Genomic DNA, 15669 nt, shown 5'->3' with positions numbered 1-15669 from the left:
CATTTACCTAACAGGAGGATTGCCGAAATCGATGACTTCGGATCTTCCTTTTTTTGTGGAAGTACCTTTTTCAGGGAATGCTGTATGTCTTTTTCGAAAACGGGTATCCTAGTAGACAGTGAGGTGTGAGCTATATGCATGATGAAGATATTGTATGTACCTGCATGAGTGTCTCTGTTCGTGATATCAAAACGGCAATTGAGGCAGGTGCTTCCAGCTTCCAGGAGGTGCAGGATGCTACCGGAGCAGGAACTGTCTGCGGTGCCTGCAATGATGTCCTGGAAAGCGTTGTTGAGCAATTACTGAGAAACAGGTGAAATCCATCTGTTTTTCTTTTTCTTCTTTTGTCTGTTTAGTCATAAAGTACCTCAATTCATCATAAGTTTAGAATGACTAAGGGAGGACAAACAATGAATACCACAGAGATTTTAAAGAATATAGCACAAAGATGCGGTGGCGATATATACTTAGGGATCGTGGGTCCTGTACGCGTCGGCAAATCAACCTTCATCAAGGAGTTTATGGAAAAAGCAGTCATTCCATATGTCAGTGATGAATTTGAGAAATCACGCATGATTGACGAACTGCCGCAGGCAGGAGTCGGTAAAACGATTATGACCACCGAACCGAAATTTGTGCCGAATAATGCCGCAACAATCGAATTTGATGACGGATTTACCGTGAATGTCCGTTTGGTGGACTGTGTAGGCTATGTTATACCGGAAGCGAAGGGTTATAAGGATGAGGATGGAATCCGTATGGTACGTACCCCCTGGAATGATGAACCGGTACCATTCAATGAGGCTGCCAAGACCGGTACACAGAAGGTTATTCAGGATCATTCCACAATCGGCATTGTTGTGACGACGGATGGTACGATTTCCGATTTGTCAAGAGAAGCCTATATCGAAGCTGAGGCAGAGGTCATTGATGAACTCAAGTCGATTGGCAAGCCGTTTATTGTCGTTGTCAACAGTGCGGATGTGCATTCTCCGGCCTGCAAGGCTGTCGTGGACAAGCTTAAGGAAAAATATGAGGTACCGGTACTTGCAATCGCAGTAAACCATATGAGTGAGGAGGATGTTCATGATATCCTTCGGGAGGCTCTGTATGAATTCCCGGTATCGGAGATCAATATCAACATGCCGCAGTGGATTGCAGTACTGAGCGATGATCACTGGCTGAAGAAAAGCTTCCATGATACGATTCAGGAAAGCATGTCCAGCGTGGACCGTCTTCGCGAGGTGGAAAATATCACCGATGTGTTAAATGAAAATGAGTATATCGACGGCAGCAATCTTGCCACCATAGATACAGGGCAGGGGATTGTCAATGTAGACATCACTGTAAAGCCTGGGCTGTATAATGAAATTCTGAAGGAAATCATCGGTCACGAGATAAAGGATAAGGCGGAGCTGATATCTCTCATGCAGGATTACAGCAAGGCGAAGCGGGAATATGATGCAGTTGAAAGTGCATTGAAAATGGTCAAGCAGACCGGATACGGCTTTGCGAGTGCCTCATTGCAGGATATTCAGCTCAGCAAGCCGGAGGTTGTGAAGCAGGGCAGCCGCTATGGTGTGAAGCTGAAGGCAATCGCCCCAAGCATTCATATGATCAAGGTGGATGTGGAAAGCACCTTTGAGCCGATTATCGGCAGTAAGGAGCAAAGTGAAGAGCTGATTCGTTATCTGCTGCGGGATGATGGAAATGATGATCAGAGCATCTGGGACAGCGATATCTTCGGACGCAAGCTGTCGGATCTGATCCGTGACGGTCTCAATGCCAAGCTTTCCATGATACCGGAAGCAGCCAGAGCAAGATTGCAGGACATTCTTACAAAACTTGTAAATAAGGGAAAAGGCAATGTCATCGCCATCGTTCTCTAGAAATAACGGCATTTGAAAACCGCAGAAATAATGGGGATTTTAAAACCATCTTTTTTGAGAAAAATGTTGAAATATACGCTTCCAGATGGTATCATATAGCTATGTTGGAGGTAATGAACATGAGTGAAATTTTAAATAAAAAAGCTTTAGTAGAAGTCGTTGCTGAGAAATTGGAAATGACAAAGAAAGATGCAACTGTAGCAGTAGAAACTGTTTTCGATGAAATTGCAAAGACTTTATCTGAAGGCGGAAAAGTTGATATCTCTGGTTTTGGAAAATTTGAAATCAGCGAACGTCCTGCACGTATGGGAATCAACCCTGCAACTAAGGAACCTCTTGAAATCGCCGCTTCAAAAGCGCCGAAATTCAAAGCTGCAAAAGCATTGAAGGAAGCAGTAAAATAGTAGGCTAAAAACGGATGTCTGGGATCATTTATACAGATATCCTTTTTTTCATATTTTCATAAGCAAAGACCAAAGCATTCGCTTTCCTGCAACTTTATGCAAACCTGCTGATAATTCATCTGCAGTTGTGATATAATAACTAATACATACATATTGAAAAGGAAGGATACCTATGTTTAATAATTCGTATATGTCTCAGTATTTTCTGTATATTCTGGCATTCGCAGTTGTAATGCTTGCCCAGTCCCGTGTACAGGCTGCTTATCACAAATATAAGAGAATTCCGAACGAGCATGGTTTGACTGGAGAGGCTGTTGCCCGCAGAATTCTGGATATGAACAATCTGCAAAGCATCCGTGTAGAGGTAGCCAAGGGCGGTATGCTATCGGATCACTATGATCCTGTCCATCATGTTGTGCGTCTATCTCCGGATATCTTCTACAACGCCTCCATTGCCTCTATCAGTGTTGCCGCTCATGAGGTAGGACATGCCATTCAGCATAAGGAGCATTATGGGGCGATCGGTCTGCGAAACCGGCTGCTGCCGATGGCAAATATTGCTTCCCAGCTTGGCTGGGTCGTGCTTGTGCTCGGCTTGTTTCTGTTTGCCTCCACACCGGTTATTCTGTATGCGGGTATTGCTATGATTTGTATCATTCTGCTGTTTCAGATTGTGACGCTGCCGGTGGAATTCAATGCCAGCAGCCGGGCTGTGAAGCAGCTTGCCATGTACGGCATGATCAGCGAACAGGAGCGCTATGATGTGAAGGGAATGCTTCGTGCAGCAGCCTTCACCTATGTTGCAGCAGTGCTCTCCACTCTCGCACAAATCTTACGTATCCTGCTTATGGTACTGGGAAGAAGAGATGATGACTGAAAGAATCCTTTGGGGTTCTTTTTTCGTGTCTTGGTCAGCTTCTGAATCCTTCAGGGTTCACGAATAAAGGGAAGGTTTATGACAGCTTTTTGTTTTGCGTGAATCATAGAAAGATATTGGAAAATATTTACGGATGAGCATACAGCCAGATGATGGAAGCAGCTGCACAAAGATCAGGCATTTTTGACTTTGCTGTTCACTGATAAGGGCATATGGTATAATTTAGCTGATAAACAGCGTACGAAAAAATAACCGGATTTAGAAAGAGAGGCCGTCTATGGTGAAGAAATGCTTATTGATTCTGCTGGTGCTGCTTTGTATGAGTGCCTGTACCAGCAAAGAGGAGAAACAGGAGCTGGATAGGGAAAAACAACAGGGAACAGCCAATGCTCTTCTTTATATGAAGGATAAATACGGTATACAGCCAACTGTAAAAGAAACCCATCTGGGATATGGCGATGCATCACCAATTCCCAGGCTCAAACGGAAATCGGATGGTACAGCATGGGTTGAAATGATGTATCAGGAAAGATCGTTTACAGTAAATGTCTACACAGATGAAAACAATCAGGATGGAAGTGATGACTATCAGATGCCGGAGCTGCAAGAGGCATACAGAAAGAGAATTGAAGCTTCGTTGAAATTGGACACAGACCTGCATATTTCTGCGTTTGATGTTTTCTTCCAGTATAAAGGAGCATGGTATCAGAATGTCTTTCCAAAGGAAATAAAGTATGATGGCGGTGATATTGATGCATTTATGAAAGATATGTATAGTAAGACGCTGCTATATACGGTGGATGAACCCGAGCCAAAAACGCTGCAGCATCGAAAAGATATCAATCGTACCAATCTCATTCTATTGAATTTTACTTCAAAAAATGGGGAAAGTGATTTCTTGCATGAGCTTGCAAAAAATGAAATATCCTTCATCGATAATCTGAGTGATGATGGCATATTCATTTACAGAGATCTACAAAAGAATTTCGCCAAGGATCTGAAAGATTCTATTTTAATCACGAATGGGGAAGAGTATCATACAGACTATACACCACGTTTTGTTGGTGAATCTGTTATTACACGTTTGATCAATATGGCAGAGATACAAACGATACGGTGAATATTTACAAGGGGAAAGCAAATCCTGCAGATTTTCGGGATATGAAAAAGAACTATGAAATTCATGCCTTCTCGGAAGCATTGACGATTGAAAAGGTTTCAGATTCTACCGTTCTTTATATGCCGCAGGAGGATTTCATAAAAGAGATACCCCCTTCTCAAGAGGATACCTATGTGGTACTGTGGCAAAGCTTTATCAATCGTGACGGAAAACAGGAATCGGAAGAATTTTTCAATACCTCTTCCACAAAAATTTCAGAGTATAGAGATGAGGAGGGTCGTTTCTATAAGAAAATCGTTCCCGCAGAGACATCCATTACATTATGCTATGCAGAGGTCAGTACAAGGAAAACAGAGTAATCGTGAAAAAGGATGGCAATATGTACCTATCTATGGTATGGTTAGGGTAGAGGTTAAACCAGATTCTGTAGAAAGGAGAACTTGTAATGGAGGCTGTAAAAACAAGAACTATGAGTGTTTGTGGTGTTCAGTGTGATGCATGTGAGCATTATCCGGACATCTGCCTTGGATGTAAGGCTTTGGAAGGGAAGCCATACTGGCTGCAATATGTGGAGGATAGAGATGTCTGTGATATTTATGAATGCTGTAAGAAAAGTAAGAAGCTAAAGCACTGCGGACACTGTCATGAACTGCCCTGTATTTTGTATGAAGCACAGGATCCAACAAAAAGTGAAGAGGATAATCAGAAGGATTTTCTTATGCAGATGAAAAACCTTACGGAAGCTCAATAGCTCTTGGTGAACAAACGTAACAAAGAATATGTTGTAAAAGATAGATAAATATAAATAAAAGTGCCTGTATCCACATGCTGTATGTAGGAAACAGGCACTTTGAGTATTCCTGGCGAAAATAAGAAATCAACAGGTTTCATTTCAGATGTTCATTCAGATCATCTATTTCCTTTCGAAAGCTATAGGCGATATACAGGCGTATTGCCCCCAGAATCACAGCCATACTCAGAATTTGGGAAATGATGGAGCGTACCTGAAGAGTATCCAGGTGTCCCGCATTGTTCAGGATTAGGAAAATTCCTGTGAGTATGAGAAATTCTGTTATGACAAAGCTTCGGTATGTTTTGAATTCCATGTATTCATTGATACCGTAATCGGCTATGATAAGAAGCATATATATTCCAAAATCCCTAAGCAGGCTGGCAGCATCCAGAATAAGTGGTGTATTGTGAAGGAAAGCAGAACATGCATTGATCAGTAAGATTGCAGTGAAGCACATGCATCCATAGGGCACATAATTTTTTAAAAAGCTTTTCATATTCATCCTCCTATAATTTTTTTATCTGTTTTTTCAGATGCTCTACATAATTTCTGTTTACAAGTACTTTATCGTCATTCTTCAGCACCAGCAGCAGCCGATGGTTAGCATAGGATTCTACAGCCTTCAGATGTGCTGTATTTACAATCATATGCTTGCTTATCCTGCAAAACGAGGTATGCTGAACACTATCCTCAATCTCGCGAAGAGACATTCTGCATAACAGGGAATCCTTCTCCGTTATCAGATATGTGATTCCATCAACAGATTCAATATAGTAAATAGTCTCTATGGGAAGATAATATTCCCGATTGTTGTGATAAGCCTTTAAGGTAATGCTGTATTGCTTTATCAAATCTATCAGTCTTTCTAAGCACGGATGACGTGTTGCTGTTCTGATGATGATTTCATCTTCTGCTATTGCGTCATCCTGAAGTATGGTAAGCTTCATCCTGTATTCCTCCTGTTGATTTCAGTATAAAGGGCACACAGCAGAAATGCAATGAAATGCCGATAAGTTACCCAAAGTGGTATACAAGCTGCCAACTGCTTCATTATGGTCTGTAATTGATAATGATGGCTGATCTTGGATATATTGGATACATATGTATTATGTTTTTACTTCGCATAATGTATATTATGTAATGTTTTAAGTTTAATAGAATCTGCGTACTTTGTAAACGAAAAAGAAGAACAGCAAAATCGGGTTCTTCTAATTAACAAGTAACGCTGCTCCATCAGGTTACTCTTCAATAATCAAGGTCTCCTTGATTTCATTGGGAACCGTATCCCGTACGGCCTGATAGGATTTATTTAGAAAATACGTATAGATTGCAAGTGTTGCAATCAGCAGGAATAAAACAGCAGATAAAAATTTCTTTAAAAGCTTTCTTCTGTTTAACTTTTTCATGATGATTTCTGTATCCTGTGCTTCAATATAGGAATGCACAACTGCAATCGGTGCTCCCCATTCCTTTACGATATCCTTATATTCTGCATCCTCGATATTATGCATGTAGTTATTTAAAAACATTTTCTCCTTTTTTGACATATAAGGGAACAGCATCGCAATTTCCCGTTTGTATCTTTCTTTACCAGCCATGTTCCTATGCTCCCTTCATAATCAAATCAATTGCCTGAACCCAGACTGTATAACGCTTTTGCAAAGTTACCAGCAAAGCTTCTCCCTTTGGCTCCAGCTTGTAAATGATTTTTGTTCTGCGTCCTTCCCTTACCTCCATACCGGTGATGCAGTGATCATCAGCCAGCTTATAGAGAATGGGATACAGGGTGCCCATCTTTATATCAATAATCCCCTCTGTCTGCTTCTTCAGAATACCGGCAAGCTCATAGCCGTAACAATCCCCTTGTTTTAATATAAGGAGAATCAGCATTTCCATTTTAAAAAAATTATGTTCCTTAGCCATAACAGCACCTCTTTTGTTCATTTGATATATCCTATACATAGCACCAACCAGTATCCGTTTATTTGCTTCAACAGATAGAGAAGCCGGCAGAATGTGTAAGTAAGCATAAGGCTCTCAGCTTTTCATTTCGACGTGTCTTTGTGCCTTCATTGTGAAAAGAGGTTGCATGACAACCTCCTTTTGAGTGACAATGGGACAAGTATCGTCTCCTCGCATGAATTATAACACCTAATATTATGTTTATCAACTGTTTTTATATTATATATATAGATTAACATAATATTTAAGGGGAATAAGAAAACCGACTCTTATATTTCCTATAAGATATCGGTTATTCCGGTTATTGCACCTGAAGCCGTTTTAGCATAGCTTCCTTTGCTTTCTGTTCCAGTGTGTCATCCAATTGTATGAGATCCTCCAGCTGAACATCCGGATGATTCTTTTTCAGGCTCTTATAGATAACAAAGTCGACAATTTCTGGGTTTTTCGGGAAAAGCGGGCCGTGCATATAGGTGCCAAGTACACTTCCGTTATAAAAGCCCTCATATCCACTATCAAAGCTGTTTCCATAGCCACTGATGACTTTCCCCAGCGGTGTTGCTACATTGCAGGTCTGGCCACCGTGGTTCTCAAAGCCAACAGCAGTGATTTCATGACCATCCAGATTGCAGCGTATGGCGATATTGCCGATACAGCGTGTTCCATTGCTGCCGGTAGTCGTATAATAATCGAAAAATTTCAGCCCCTCAATTTTTTCGTTATCTGCACTGATATAATATTGTCCAAACAGCTGATAACCGCCGCAAATCAATAGAACGAAGGTCCCCTGCTCCATCGCCTCACGAATATTTTCCCTTCTGGAAAGCAAATCATCGATCAGCATCATCTGTTCCTTGTCGGCGCCCCCACCCAGAAAAAGAAGGTCATACACGCGAAGGTCCCTTTGATCTCCAATGGACAGGGTATCAATGGTGATGCTGATACCGCGCTCCTCACAGCGTTTCTGTAAAACCATCATGTTTCCCTTATCACCATAGAGATCCATAATATCATGGTACATCCAGCATACATTCAGCTCCATATCATGCGCCTCCTTTTCGTTCCTGCACACCCTGAGTCAGCAGCAGATTGCGTACCGGCTGCAAGGCGGTATAGGTCGCTATCGCATACATGGTTTCATTTGATTTCAGAAGAGCTGTTACAGCCTCCTTCATCTGTTCCTGAACCTCCAGCGCTCCTGTATAGCCTCCGTATTTTAAACGCAGTGCCATGTCATAGCAGCGACTGCCCGAAACAATGATACGCTTTGTAGTATTCTTCATGAGCTTCTCGAAAAAGGTGTCATAGATCCAGGATACGTCCGTTCCATCCTGTGCATTATCGTTTAATACAATGAGGATGCTTTTTTCGGTTTCGTCCTCTTCGATCACCTTCATGACCTCATTGGCTCCCGTCGGGTTTTTTACCAGATTCAGCACACAGGTGTGGTTCTTATATGTAAATGCTTCATTTCGTCCATCCGGTACCTTGATGTGAGTAAAAGCCGCTGCAGCATGCCTTGTATCCACTTTCAAAAGCTTTGCGACTGCCAGAACAGCCATGCAGTTATACATGGTATACAATCCACCCTGCGGTGCGCTGAATGCTTTGCCTTCATAGCGGAAACTGCGTTTTGGAATGCTTTCCACCACTCCTGCCGCATCCAGATTCGGTGTTTGGAAATCACAGCCGCTGCAGTGAAATACGCCGATATGGGAATACTGATAAAATGCATACTCCAGTCTTTTTCCACATCGTGGACAGAACTTGCCTTCACTTGCTTCCCCTGTTGTTTCACTGCTGAAGGAGCAGCGCTCCATACCGAATGCAAGCATGGATGCTTTCGGTGCCGCATCGTGCAGCCGTACTACATTGGGGTCATTGCCATTTAAAATAAGAGTTCCCTCGAAATCGGAAATCGCCTGCTCCATCTTAACAATCAGCTGCTCCATCTCCCGGGCACGGTCCAGCTGATCCCGGAAGAAGTTTGTCACAACCAGAGCATCTGCTTTCAGGTTCTTCATAATGAAAGGAATGTTGAGCTCATCCACTTCCAAAACAATAGCATCCCCCTGTACCCGTTTTCTTAGCGTTGTGTGCATCAGTAAAGCCGTCGTAATTCCCTCTTTCAGATTGTCGCCCTTCCGATTGTTTACGACAGTGCGACCCTCCTGCTCCAGCATAGCGGCTATCATATTGCTGGTAGAAGTCTTGCCGTTGGTTCCTGTTACCAGAATCAGAGGACAGTCAATGCGCAGCTTTTTCAGTATATCCGGACACAGCTTCAGCCCGATCTGTCCGGGCAGCGAGCCGCCGCGATGAATCAGCTGCAGCATAGCACCGGCCAGTTTTGTTATCAGTATTGCAAACATCGTCATAAATCAGCCTCCTGTATATACCCCGCAGGGAAAATCAATCCATAGTATCTATTTATAGGATGTCCACCCTGCATATGTTTAAAACACCTCTCTATTATACAGGAAAAAAAGCTGTTTTGGTGAAGTTTTTCTATGGATGCGTAAGAAATTTACAGGCATGCTGTCTGGGCTTGAAAAATGTTTTCAAATGTCCTGCGCATTCTTGACTTGCATGAGGGGCTGACCTATAATAATATGGTAAGAAAAAAAGGCAGAATCTGCCCATTCTTGCGCTGAAGTTAATGTTAACTAGCAGGAGGAAAAGAACAAAATGAAAGAGTTAGAAATGCTGTACGAAGGTAAAGCAAAAAAAGTATTCGCAACAGAAAATCCGGATCAGGTCATCGTAGATTACAAGGATGATGCGACGGCATTCAACGGTCAGAAAAAAGGTACGATTCTCGGAAAAGGCGTTGTTAATAACAAAATGACGAACTTCCTGTTTAAAAAGCTGGAGGATAAAGGGATTCCTACACACCTGATCGAGGAGCTGGATGATCGCAGAACACTCGTTAAAAAAGTGGAAATCGTTCCTTTGGAGGTTATTATCCGAAACAAGGTTGCCGGAAGCTTTGCAAAGCGTATGGGACTGAAGGAAGGTATGGAGCTGAAATGCCCGATTCTGGAATTCAGCTATAAGGATGATGATCTGGGGGATCCTATGATCAATGATTACATGGCACTTGCTGTCGGTATTTCCACACAGGAGGAAATTGATGAGATTACAAGGCTGGCGTTTGCTGTAAACAAAGAGCTGAAGAGTATCTTTGCAGCGGTTGATATCGAGCTGATTGACTTCAAGCTGGAGTTTGGACGTTTTAAGGGCGGCATTGTGTTAGCTGATGAGATTTCACCGGATACCTGCCGCTTCTGGGATATTCATACGCATGATCACCTGGATAAGGATCGTTTCAGAAGAAACCTCGGAAATGTTGAGGATGCATATCAGGAAGTATACAGAAGACTGGGAATTAAATAATTGAACAACAAACGAATACATAGAAAGGATGTTTTCAGATGAACGACAGATACATAAGCCCTCTGGGACAGCGCTATGCCAGTGAAGAGATGCAGCGCATTTTCTCCAATGACAAGAAATTCCGTACATGGAGAAGGCTGTGGATTGCCCTGGCGGAAAGCGAAAAGGAGCTGGGTCTTGCTATCACACAGGAACAGATCGATGAATTAAAGGCACATGCAGAGGACATTAACTATGATGTCGCAAGGGAGCGGGAGAAAATTGTCCGTCACGATGTCATGAGCCATGTATACGCCTATGGACAGCAGTGTCCAAATGCGAAAGGAATCATTCATCTGGGCGCAACCTCCTGCTTCGTTGGTGACAATACGGATTTAATTGTCATGTATGAGGCGCTGGAGCTGGTGAAGAAAAAGCTGGTAAACGTCCTTGCGGAGCTGAAAAAGTTTGCTTTGGATTACAAGGACCTGCCGGTGCTGGCATTTACACATTTTCAGCCTGCACAGCCCACAACACTGGGAAAGCGTGCTGCTATCTGGGCACAGGACCTGCTACTGGATTATGAAGAGCTGTGCTTCCTTCTGGAAAATAAAAAGCTGCGCGGCTGCAAAGGGACAACCGGTACACAGGCGAGCTTTATGGAGCTGTTTGATAATGATGAAGCGAAGGTGAAGCAGCTGGATCAGATGGTCGCTCACAGAATGGGCTATGAAAAATCCTTTGCTGTTTCCACACAGACATATTCCCGTAAGGTGGATTCCCGAATTCTGAATGCACTGGGCTCCATAGCGCAGAGTGCACATAAGTTTTCCAATGATATCCGTCTGCTTCAGAATCTGAAGGAAGTGGAGGAGCCGTTTGAAAAGGGACAGATCGGCTCCAGTGCGATGGCCTATAAGCGCAATCCGATGCGCAGTGAGCGGATGGCTTCTCTGGCAAACTATGTTATCGCAGATACCCTGAATCCTGCAATAACTGCTGCTACCCAGTGGTTTGAGCGTACGCTGGATGATTCTGCAAACAAGCGTATCAGTATTCCGGAGGCATTTTTGGCAGTGGATGGTATTCTGGATTTATACCTCAATATCACCGATGGCTTGGTTGTATATCCGAAGGTCATCGAATCCCACCTGATGAAGGAGCTGCCGTTTATGGCGACGGAAATGATTCTGATGGATGCTGTCAAGGCAGGCGGTGACCGTCAGGAGCTGCATGAGCGTATCCGTGTTCACTCCATGGCTGCCGGTAAGGTTGTCAAGGAGGAGGGGCTGGAAAATGATTTGCTGAAGCGTATTGCAGAGGATGCAATGTTCCCTATGAATATGGAACAGCTGAAGGCTATTATGTCCCCGATCAATTTTGTTGGACGTGCGCCAAGTCAGACCGTGGAATTTTTCGAAGAATGCATTGATCCGGTTCTGGAAACAGAAAAGGATGCGCTGGGTCTGCATGCGGAGATCAATGTGTAGGCTAAGCTATTCTGCATAAAAATAAAAAAAGACTTTGATTGTATAGGTAAATCAGAGTCTTTTTCTATTCTTACGGCGGTAATGCGCAGCACCGTAGTCAGCTACTTTCTGTTAGCCTTGGAGTAGGCAATGAAATCGGTAAACAGCGGATGCGGACGATTTGGCCTGCTTTTGAATTCCGGATGAAACTGCACCCCGACATAGAAATCATTGTTGACACACTCCACAGCTTCCACCAGAGAACCGTCCTGTGAGGTTGCTGTGATATCCATGCCGTTTTGTATAAATTCCTCACGGAACTGATTATTAAATTCATAGCGGTGACGGTGACGCTCTGAAATTTCCGTTGTCCGGTAGGCGCGATACAGCTGCGTCCCTTCCTTGATTCTGGATGGATATGCGCCTAAACGCATGGTTCCTCCCATATCCTGTTCATCGCTTTGATCTGCCATATAATGAATGATCAAATGGCTGCTTTCCGGCTGAAATTCATAGGAGTTGGCGTCGCTGTAGCCCAGTACGCTTCGTGCAAAGGCGATTGCGGCTATCTGCATTCCCAGACAGATACCCAGATAAGGTATATTGTGCTCTCTGGCATAGGTGGCTGCCCGTATTTTTCCTTCAATTCCGCGCGTACCAAAGCCTCCCGGTATCAGAATGCCACTGCAATCCTGCAGCAGCTCCCGGATACTGCCTTCCGTAATATTCTCTGAATCGATCCATTTGATATGTACCTTTATATTGTTTTTCAATCCCGCATGATACAGCGCTTCTACCACAGACAGATAGGCATCATGCAGGCGAACATATTTTCCAATCAGAGCAATTGTCACTGTTTCTGTCACATCCCCTGCATGCTCCATGAGCATACTCCAGGAGCGCAGATCCGCCTGTGGTGCATCGATATGGAATTTTCTACAAACGACATCATCCAGCCCCTGCTTTTGCAGCATGTAGGGTACCTCGTACAGAGAAGGCATCGTTCTGTTTTCGAATACACACTCCTTTGGTATATTGCAAAACAGGGAAAGCTTATCACGAATCCCCTCCTCCAACGGGCGGCTGCAGCGCGCTATGATGATATCCGGAAAGATACCATAGGATTGCAGCTGGTTGACAGAGTGCTGAGCCGGCTTTGACTTATGTTCCCCGCTGCTTTCGAGATAGGGAATCAGTGTTACATGAAGAAAGAGACAGTTTTCTCTTCCCTTATCCTGTGCAACCTGACGGATTGCTTCCAGAAAAGGCAGACTCTCAATATCCCCGGTGGTACCTCCGATTTCACAAATCATGATATCCGCACCGCTTTCCTCCTGTGCCTTATAGATAAAATCCTTGATTTCATTGGTGATATGCGGAATAACCTGCACGGTTTCCCCCAGATATTTCCCTTCCCGCTCCTTGTTTAAGACGTTCCAGTATACTTTTCCGGTGGTCACATTCGAGTAGCGATTCAGATTCTCATCAATGAAACGCTCATAATGACCGAGATCAAGATCGGTTTCACTTCCATCCTCCGTCACAAATACCTCGCCATGCTGGTAGGGACTCATCGTCCCCGGGTCGATATTGATATAGGGGTCCAGCTTCATTGCACTGACCTTCAGACCTCTTGCTTTCAGCAGTCGTCCCAGGGATGCTGCACTGATGCCCTTCCCCAGACCGGACACAACACCGCCGCTTACAAATATAAATTTACTCATATATGACCTTCCTTTTTCTATTGTTTCCTTTCATTCCAATACTGCAGCTTCCCTGCATATGCAGAAAACGTAAGGCAGCTCTTGCATCACTTTCCTTACAGTCAGGGCAGCTGATATTTTTTCAACAGCTGCTCCGCCACCTGCAGTCGGCTCATCTGCGAATCCATAGCTCGCTTTTCCAGATACCGGTGTGCCTGTGCTTCACTTAGCTGCTCATGTTCCATAAGCAGGCATTTTGCCCGATCGATAACTTTAATTTCACTCAGTCTGTCCTTCAGTGAGCGATTTCTCATACGCATGGCGCGGATGCGCTTCTGCGTGACAATGGCAAAGCGTAAGACGCAGAGCAGTACTGTTTTATTAACCGGCTTTAACAACACATAAATACCGGCTTTTTCCATGCGATCCGCAATGATATCATAGACCTCAGCCGGTACCATAAGCATGATAGAGGCATCACTTTTTTCTGCCAGATCCTGCGGCAGCTCATATTCACGTTCATCCGCAAGCGGGTAATTGATGATGATCATGTCGAAGGCTGTTTCCAGAGCCGTTCTACGTGCCCTGGAGGCCGTTTTACAGGCTGTGATATTCATACAGTCCTCCATATTCAGATATTCCTTTAGAATTCCTGTGGTTTTCTCACTCGTACTGACGAGAAGCACATGTAACATGACCAGTCCCCCTTTCTTACATGCGTAGCTGTTTGATCTTCGCGTTTAGAAAGCCCTGCAGCAGTTCCTCTCCCAAAACACGCTTTGTGAAGCTGCTGTTTTGAGCTAGCTGCAGAGCCTCCTGCAGTGAACTGGGCAGTTCCTGTAGACCCTCATGATGCAGATAGACATTTCCATGAAACTCTTTCGCCGTTAATCCATCCTCGATGCCCTCCATACCTGCGGCAATAAGCAGTGTCAGTGCCAAATAGGGATTGCAGGAGGGATCGGGACTGCGTACCTCAATGCGTGTGCGATGCTCATTGGCTGCCGGTATCCGAATCAGTGCGGAACGGTTGCTGCGGGAATAGCAAATATATTTGGGAGCCTTATCCTCTCCCAGACGCAGATAGGATTCTGTTTCCGGATTTAAGAACAGGGTAATTTCCCGGATACGACGAAGTATCCCGGACAGAAAAGCCTCCATGTAGCGGCCCTGCTCCTGTGCAAACAGATTTTCGCCGTTTCGAAACAGGGACAGATTGATATGCAGACCGTTTCCCGGCTGCTGCTGCAGCGGTTTTGGGTGAAAATTTGCTTTCAGACCGCTGGAGAGAGCAACCATGTCCACGACATTGCGAAAGGTCATCAGATTATCAGCACAGGGCATAACCTCGTCAAAACGGAAGTCGATTTCATTTTGCCCGGGTCCCTGCTCATGATGCGAGCTTTCGGGATGAATGCCCATCTCCTCCAGATCAAGGCAGATTTCCCGTCGGACATTCTCACCCTTATCCAGTGGCGCAATATCACAATATCTAGCCTCATCATAGGGAATCGTTGTCGGCTTTCCGTTTTCATCTCGCTCAAACAGGTAAAACTCGCATTCCGTGCCTGCCATAATCTGCATTCCCTTCCCGCCTACCTGCTTTCTCATACGGTTCAGCAGAGAGCGTGTATCCAGAGCATATGCACTCCCATCAGGATAACGTATCTCACAATACATTCGGACAACACGCCCAATCTGCGGACGCCATGGAAGAATGGTCAGTGTGGAGATATCCGGAAACAGAAACAGATCGGAGGTATGCTCCTCTGTAAATTGTGATTCCTGAGAAAATCCGCTAACTGCACTTGCATCAAAGCTCAAGCCATGGGCAAATACCTGCTTCAGCTCCCGGGGCATGATGGATATATTTTTTTGGTTGCCAAACAAATCGAAAAAAGCCAGACGAATAAACTTCACATCATATTCCTCGATGAATTCCATAATTTCACGTTCACTTGTCACCATATGCATCCTCCTTACTATCCTGTGTGGCATTTGGCCGCTTATACGAAAAAGGCGTCTACAAATCTGGAAAAGCTACGTTTTCCGCCTGTAGAACGCCTTTGTTCCGATA

At 44.2% G+C, this 15669-nt stretch carries 18 protein-coding genes; 9 read left to right on the top strand and 9 right to left on the bottom strand.

Annotation, left to right across the window (positions count from 1 at the left end; translation table 11 throughout):
• Window positions 1-134 precede the first annotated feature (134 nt).
• The 7 genes from ACG3M1_RS12415 (at window position 135) to ACG3M1_RS12385 (ending at window position 5041) form a co-directional block, all read left to right on the top strand.
• Window positions 135-317 (top strand): (2Fe-2S)-binding protein, encoded by a 183-nt coding sequence (locus ACG3M1_RS12415; protein ID WP_002609059.1) that lies wholly within the window; start codon window positions 135-137, stop codon window positions 315-317.
• 93 nt (window positions 318-410) lie between these two features.
• Window positions 411-1889, top strand: coding sequence for a stage IV sporulation protein A (gene spoIVA / locus ACG3M1_RS12410; RefSeq protein WP_002609058.1), 1479 nt, complete (start codon window positions 411-413; stop codon window positions 1887-1889).
• A 119-nt stretch (window positions 1890-2008) separates the two neighbouring features.
• Complete coding sequence (locus ACG3M1_RS12405; protein ID WP_002609057.1) at window positions 2009-2293, top strand: HU family DNA-binding protein; 285 nt, start codon at window positions 2009-2011, stop codon at window positions 2291-2293.
• A gap of 172 nt (window positions 2294-2465) precedes the next feature.
• Window positions 2466-3170 carry a zinc metallopeptidase gene (locus tag ACG3M1_RS12400; RefSeq protein WP_002609056.1) on the top strand — a complete coding sequence of 235 codons (705 nt, stop codon included), beginning with the start codon at window positions 2466-2468 and terminating at the stop codon, window positions 3168-3170.
• Window positions 3171-3447: 277 nt separating this feature from the next.
• The gene (locus tag ACG3M1_RS12395; RefSeq protein ID WP_395814220.1) at window positions 3448-4290 is read left to right on the top strand and encodes a hypothetical protein; all 843 of its coding nucleotides are present in this window, start codon (window positions 3448-3450) and stop codon (window positions 4288-4290) included.
• A gap of 41 nt (window positions 4291-4331) precedes the next feature.
• Window positions 4332-4649: a hypothetical protein gene (locus ACG3M1_RS12390; protein ID WP_395814217.1), complete on the top strand. Its 318-nt coding sequence runs from the start codon at window positions 4332-4334 to the stop codon at window positions 4647-4649.
• Window positions 4650-4735: 86 nt separating this feature from the next.
• Window positions 4736-5041 carry a DUF3795 domain-containing protein gene (locus tag ACG3M1_RS12385; RefSeq protein WP_008817225.1) on the top strand — a complete coding sequence of 102 codons (306 nt, stop codon included), beginning with the start codon at window positions 4736-4738 and terminating at the stop codon, window positions 5039-5041.
• Between the two features lie 136 nt (window positions 5042-5177).
• On the opposite strand, the gene ACG3M1_RS12380 is transcribed toward ACG3M1_RS12385, so the two are convergent.
• The 6 genes from ACG3M1_RS12380 to ACG3M1_RS12355 all read right to left on the bottom strand — a co-directional run bounded on the left by ACG3M1_RS12380 (window position 5178) and on the right by ACG3M1_RS12355 (window position 9423).
• Window positions 5178-5579 (bottom strand): DUF3021 family protein, encoded by a 402-nt coding sequence (locus ACG3M1_RS12380; protein WP_009269128.1) that lies wholly within the window; start codon window positions 5577-5579, stop codon window positions 5178-5180.
• A 10-nt stretch (window positions 5580-5589) separates the two neighbouring features.
• Window positions 5590-6030: a LytTR family DNA-binding domain-containing protein gene (locus tag ACG3M1_RS12375; RefSeq protein WP_008817227.1), complete on the bottom strand. Its 441-nt coding sequence runs from the start codon at window positions 6028-6030 to the stop codon at window positions 5590-5592.
• Between the two features lie 291 nt (window positions 6031-6321).
• Window positions 6322-6681 (bottom strand): DUF6120 family protein, encoded by a 360-nt coding sequence (locus tag ACG3M1_RS12370; protein WP_009269129.1) that lies wholly within the window; start codon window positions 6679-6681, stop codon window positions 6322-6324.
• A gap of 4 nt (window positions 6682-6685) precedes the next feature.
• Complete coding sequence (locus ACG3M1_RS12365; protein WP_009269130.1) at window positions 6686-7006, bottom strand: PadR family transcriptional regulator; 321 nt, start codon at window positions 7004-7006, stop codon at window positions 6686-6688.
• A 340-nt stretch (window positions 7007-7346) separates the two neighbouring features.
• Window positions 7347-8087, bottom strand: a complete 741-nt coding sequence (locus ACG3M1_RS12360; protein ID WP_008817229.1) for a type 1 glutamine amidotransferase — start codon at window positions 8085-8087, stop codon at window positions 7347-7349.
• 1 nt (window position 8088) lies between these two features.
• Complete coding sequence (locus ACG3M1_RS12355; protein WP_009269131.1) at window positions 8089-9423, bottom strand: Mur ligase family protein; 1335 nt, start codon at window positions 9421-9423, stop codon at window positions 8089-8091.
• A gap of 310 nt (window positions 9424-9733) precedes the next feature.
• Here ACG3M1_RS12355 and purC point away from each other — a divergent pair, with 310 nt between their 5' ends.
• Both purC and purB read left to right on the top strand, forming a co-directional pair.
• Window positions 9734-10441: a phosphoribosylaminoimidazolesuccinocarboxamide synthase gene (purC, locus tag ACG3M1_RS12350; RefSeq protein ID WP_009269132.1), complete on the top strand. Its 708-nt coding sequence runs from the start codon at window positions 9734-9736 to the stop codon at window positions 10439-10441.
• A 38-nt stretch (window positions 10442-10479) separates the two neighbouring features.
• On the top strand, window positions 10480-11910 hold the full coding sequence (purB, locus tag ACG3M1_RS12345) for an adenylosuccinate lyase (RefSeq protein WP_009269133.1): 1431 nt from the start codon (window positions 10480-10482) through the stop codon (window positions 11908-11910).
• A gap of 101 nt (window positions 11911-12011) precedes the next feature.
• Here the strand turns inward: purB and ACG3M1_RS12340 are convergent, their stop codons facing one another.
• From ACG3M1_RS12340 to ACG3M1_RS12330, 3 genes are all read right to left on the bottom strand, one after another.
• On the bottom strand, window positions 12012-13613 hold the full coding sequence (locus tag ACG3M1_RS12340) for a CTP synthase (protein ID WP_008817232.1): 1602 nt from the start codon (window positions 13611-13613) through the stop codon (window positions 12012-12014).
• Between the two features lie 101 nt (window positions 13614-13714).
• Window positions 13715-14287 (bottom strand): ANTAR domain-containing response regulator, encoded by a 573-nt coding sequence (locus tag ACG3M1_RS12335; protein ID WP_008817233.1) that lies wholly within the window; start codon window positions 14285-14287, stop codon window positions 13715-13717.
• A gap of 16 nt (window positions 14288-14303) precedes the next feature.
• Complete coding sequence (locus ACG3M1_RS12330) at window positions 14304-15560, bottom strand: glutamine synthetase family protein (protein ID WP_008817234.1); 1257 nt, start codon at window positions 15558-15560, stop codon at window positions 14304-14306.
• Window positions 15561-15669 lie beyond the last annotated feature (109 nt).

The organism is Clostridium sp. 10cd*, from assembly GCF_044336395.1.
Lineage (GTDB): Bacteria > Bacillota_I > Bacilli_A > Erysipelotrichales > Erysipelotrichaceae > Clostridium_AQ > Clostridium_AQ innocuum.
Note: the sequence above shows the minus strand (reverse complement) of the source record. Positions and strands in the feature narration are given on the sequence as shown.

Bases quoted from the DNA above. Each gene is read 5' to 3' on its own strand.
- ACG3M1_RS12415 (WP_002609059.1), top strand. From the start codon at position 135: ATGCATGATGAAGATATTGTATGTACCTGCATGAGTGTCTCTGTTCGT.
- spoIVA (WP_002609058.1), top strand. From the start codon at position 411: ATGAATACCACAGAGATTTTAAAGAATATAGCACAAAGATGCGGTGGC.
- ACG3M1_RS12405 (WP_002609057.1), top strand. From the start codon at position 2,009: ATGAGTGAAATTTTAAATAAAAAAGCTTTAGTAGAAGTCGTTGCTGAG.
- ACG3M1_RS12400 (WP_002609056.1), top strand. From the start codon at position 2,466: ATGTTTAATAATTCGTATATGTCTCAGTATTTTCTGTATATTCTGGCA.
- ACG3M1_RS12395 (WP_395814220.1), top strand. From the start codon at position 3,448: ATGGTGAAGAAATGCTTATTGATTCTGCTGGTGCTGCTTTGTATGAGT.
- ACG3M1_RS12390 (WP_395814217.1), top strand. From the start codon at position 4,332: ATGAAAAAGAACTATGAAATTCATGCCTTCTCGGAAGCATTGACGATT.
- ACG3M1_RS12385 (WP_008817225.1), top strand. From the start codon at position 4,736: ATGGAGGCTGTAAAAACAAGAACTATGAGTGTTTGTGGTGTTCAGTGT.
- ACG3M1_RS12380 (WP_009269128.1), bottom strand. From the start codon at position 5,579: ATGAAAAGCTTTTTAAAAAATTATGTGCCCTATGGATGCATGTGCTTC.
- ACG3M1_RS12375 (WP_008817227.1), bottom strand. From the start codon at position 6,030: ATGAAGCTTACCATACTTCAGGATGACGCAATAGCAGAAGATGAAATC.
- ACG3M1_RS12370 (WP_009269129.1), bottom strand. From the start codon at position 6,681: ATGGCTGGTAAAGAAAGATACAAACGGGAAATTGCGATGCTGTTCCCT.
- ACG3M1_RS12365 (WP_009269130.1), bottom strand. From the start codon at position 7,006: ATGGCTAAGGAACATAATTTTTTTAAAATGGAAATGCTGATTCTCCTT.
- ACG3M1_RS12360 (WP_008817229.1), bottom strand. From the start codon at position 8,087: ATGGAGCTGAATGTATGCTGGATGTACCATGATATTATGGATCTCTAT.
- ACG3M1_RS12355 (WP_009269131.1), bottom strand. From the start codon at position 9,423: ATGACGATGTTTGCAATACTGATAACAAAACTGGCCGGTGCTATGCTG.
- purC (WP_009269132.1), top strand. From the start codon at position 9,734: ATGAAAGAGTTAGAAATGCTGTACGAAGGTAAAGCAAAAAAAGTATTC.
- purB (WP_009269133.1), top strand. From the start codon at position 10,480: ATGAACGACAGATACATAAGCCCTCTGGGACAGCGCTATGCCAGTGAA.
- ACG3M1_RS12340 (WP_008817232.1), bottom strand. From the start codon at position 13,613: ATGAGTAAATTTATATTTGTAAGCGGCGGTGTTGTGTCCGGTCTGGGG.
- ACG3M1_RS12335 (WP_008817233.1), bottom strand. From the start codon at position 14,287: ATGTTACATGTGCTTCTCGTCAGTACGAGTGAGAAAACCACAGGAATT.
- ACG3M1_RS12330 (WP_008817234.1), bottom strand. From the start codon at position 15,560: ATGGTGACAAGTGAACGTGAAATTATGGAATTCATCGAGGAATATGAT.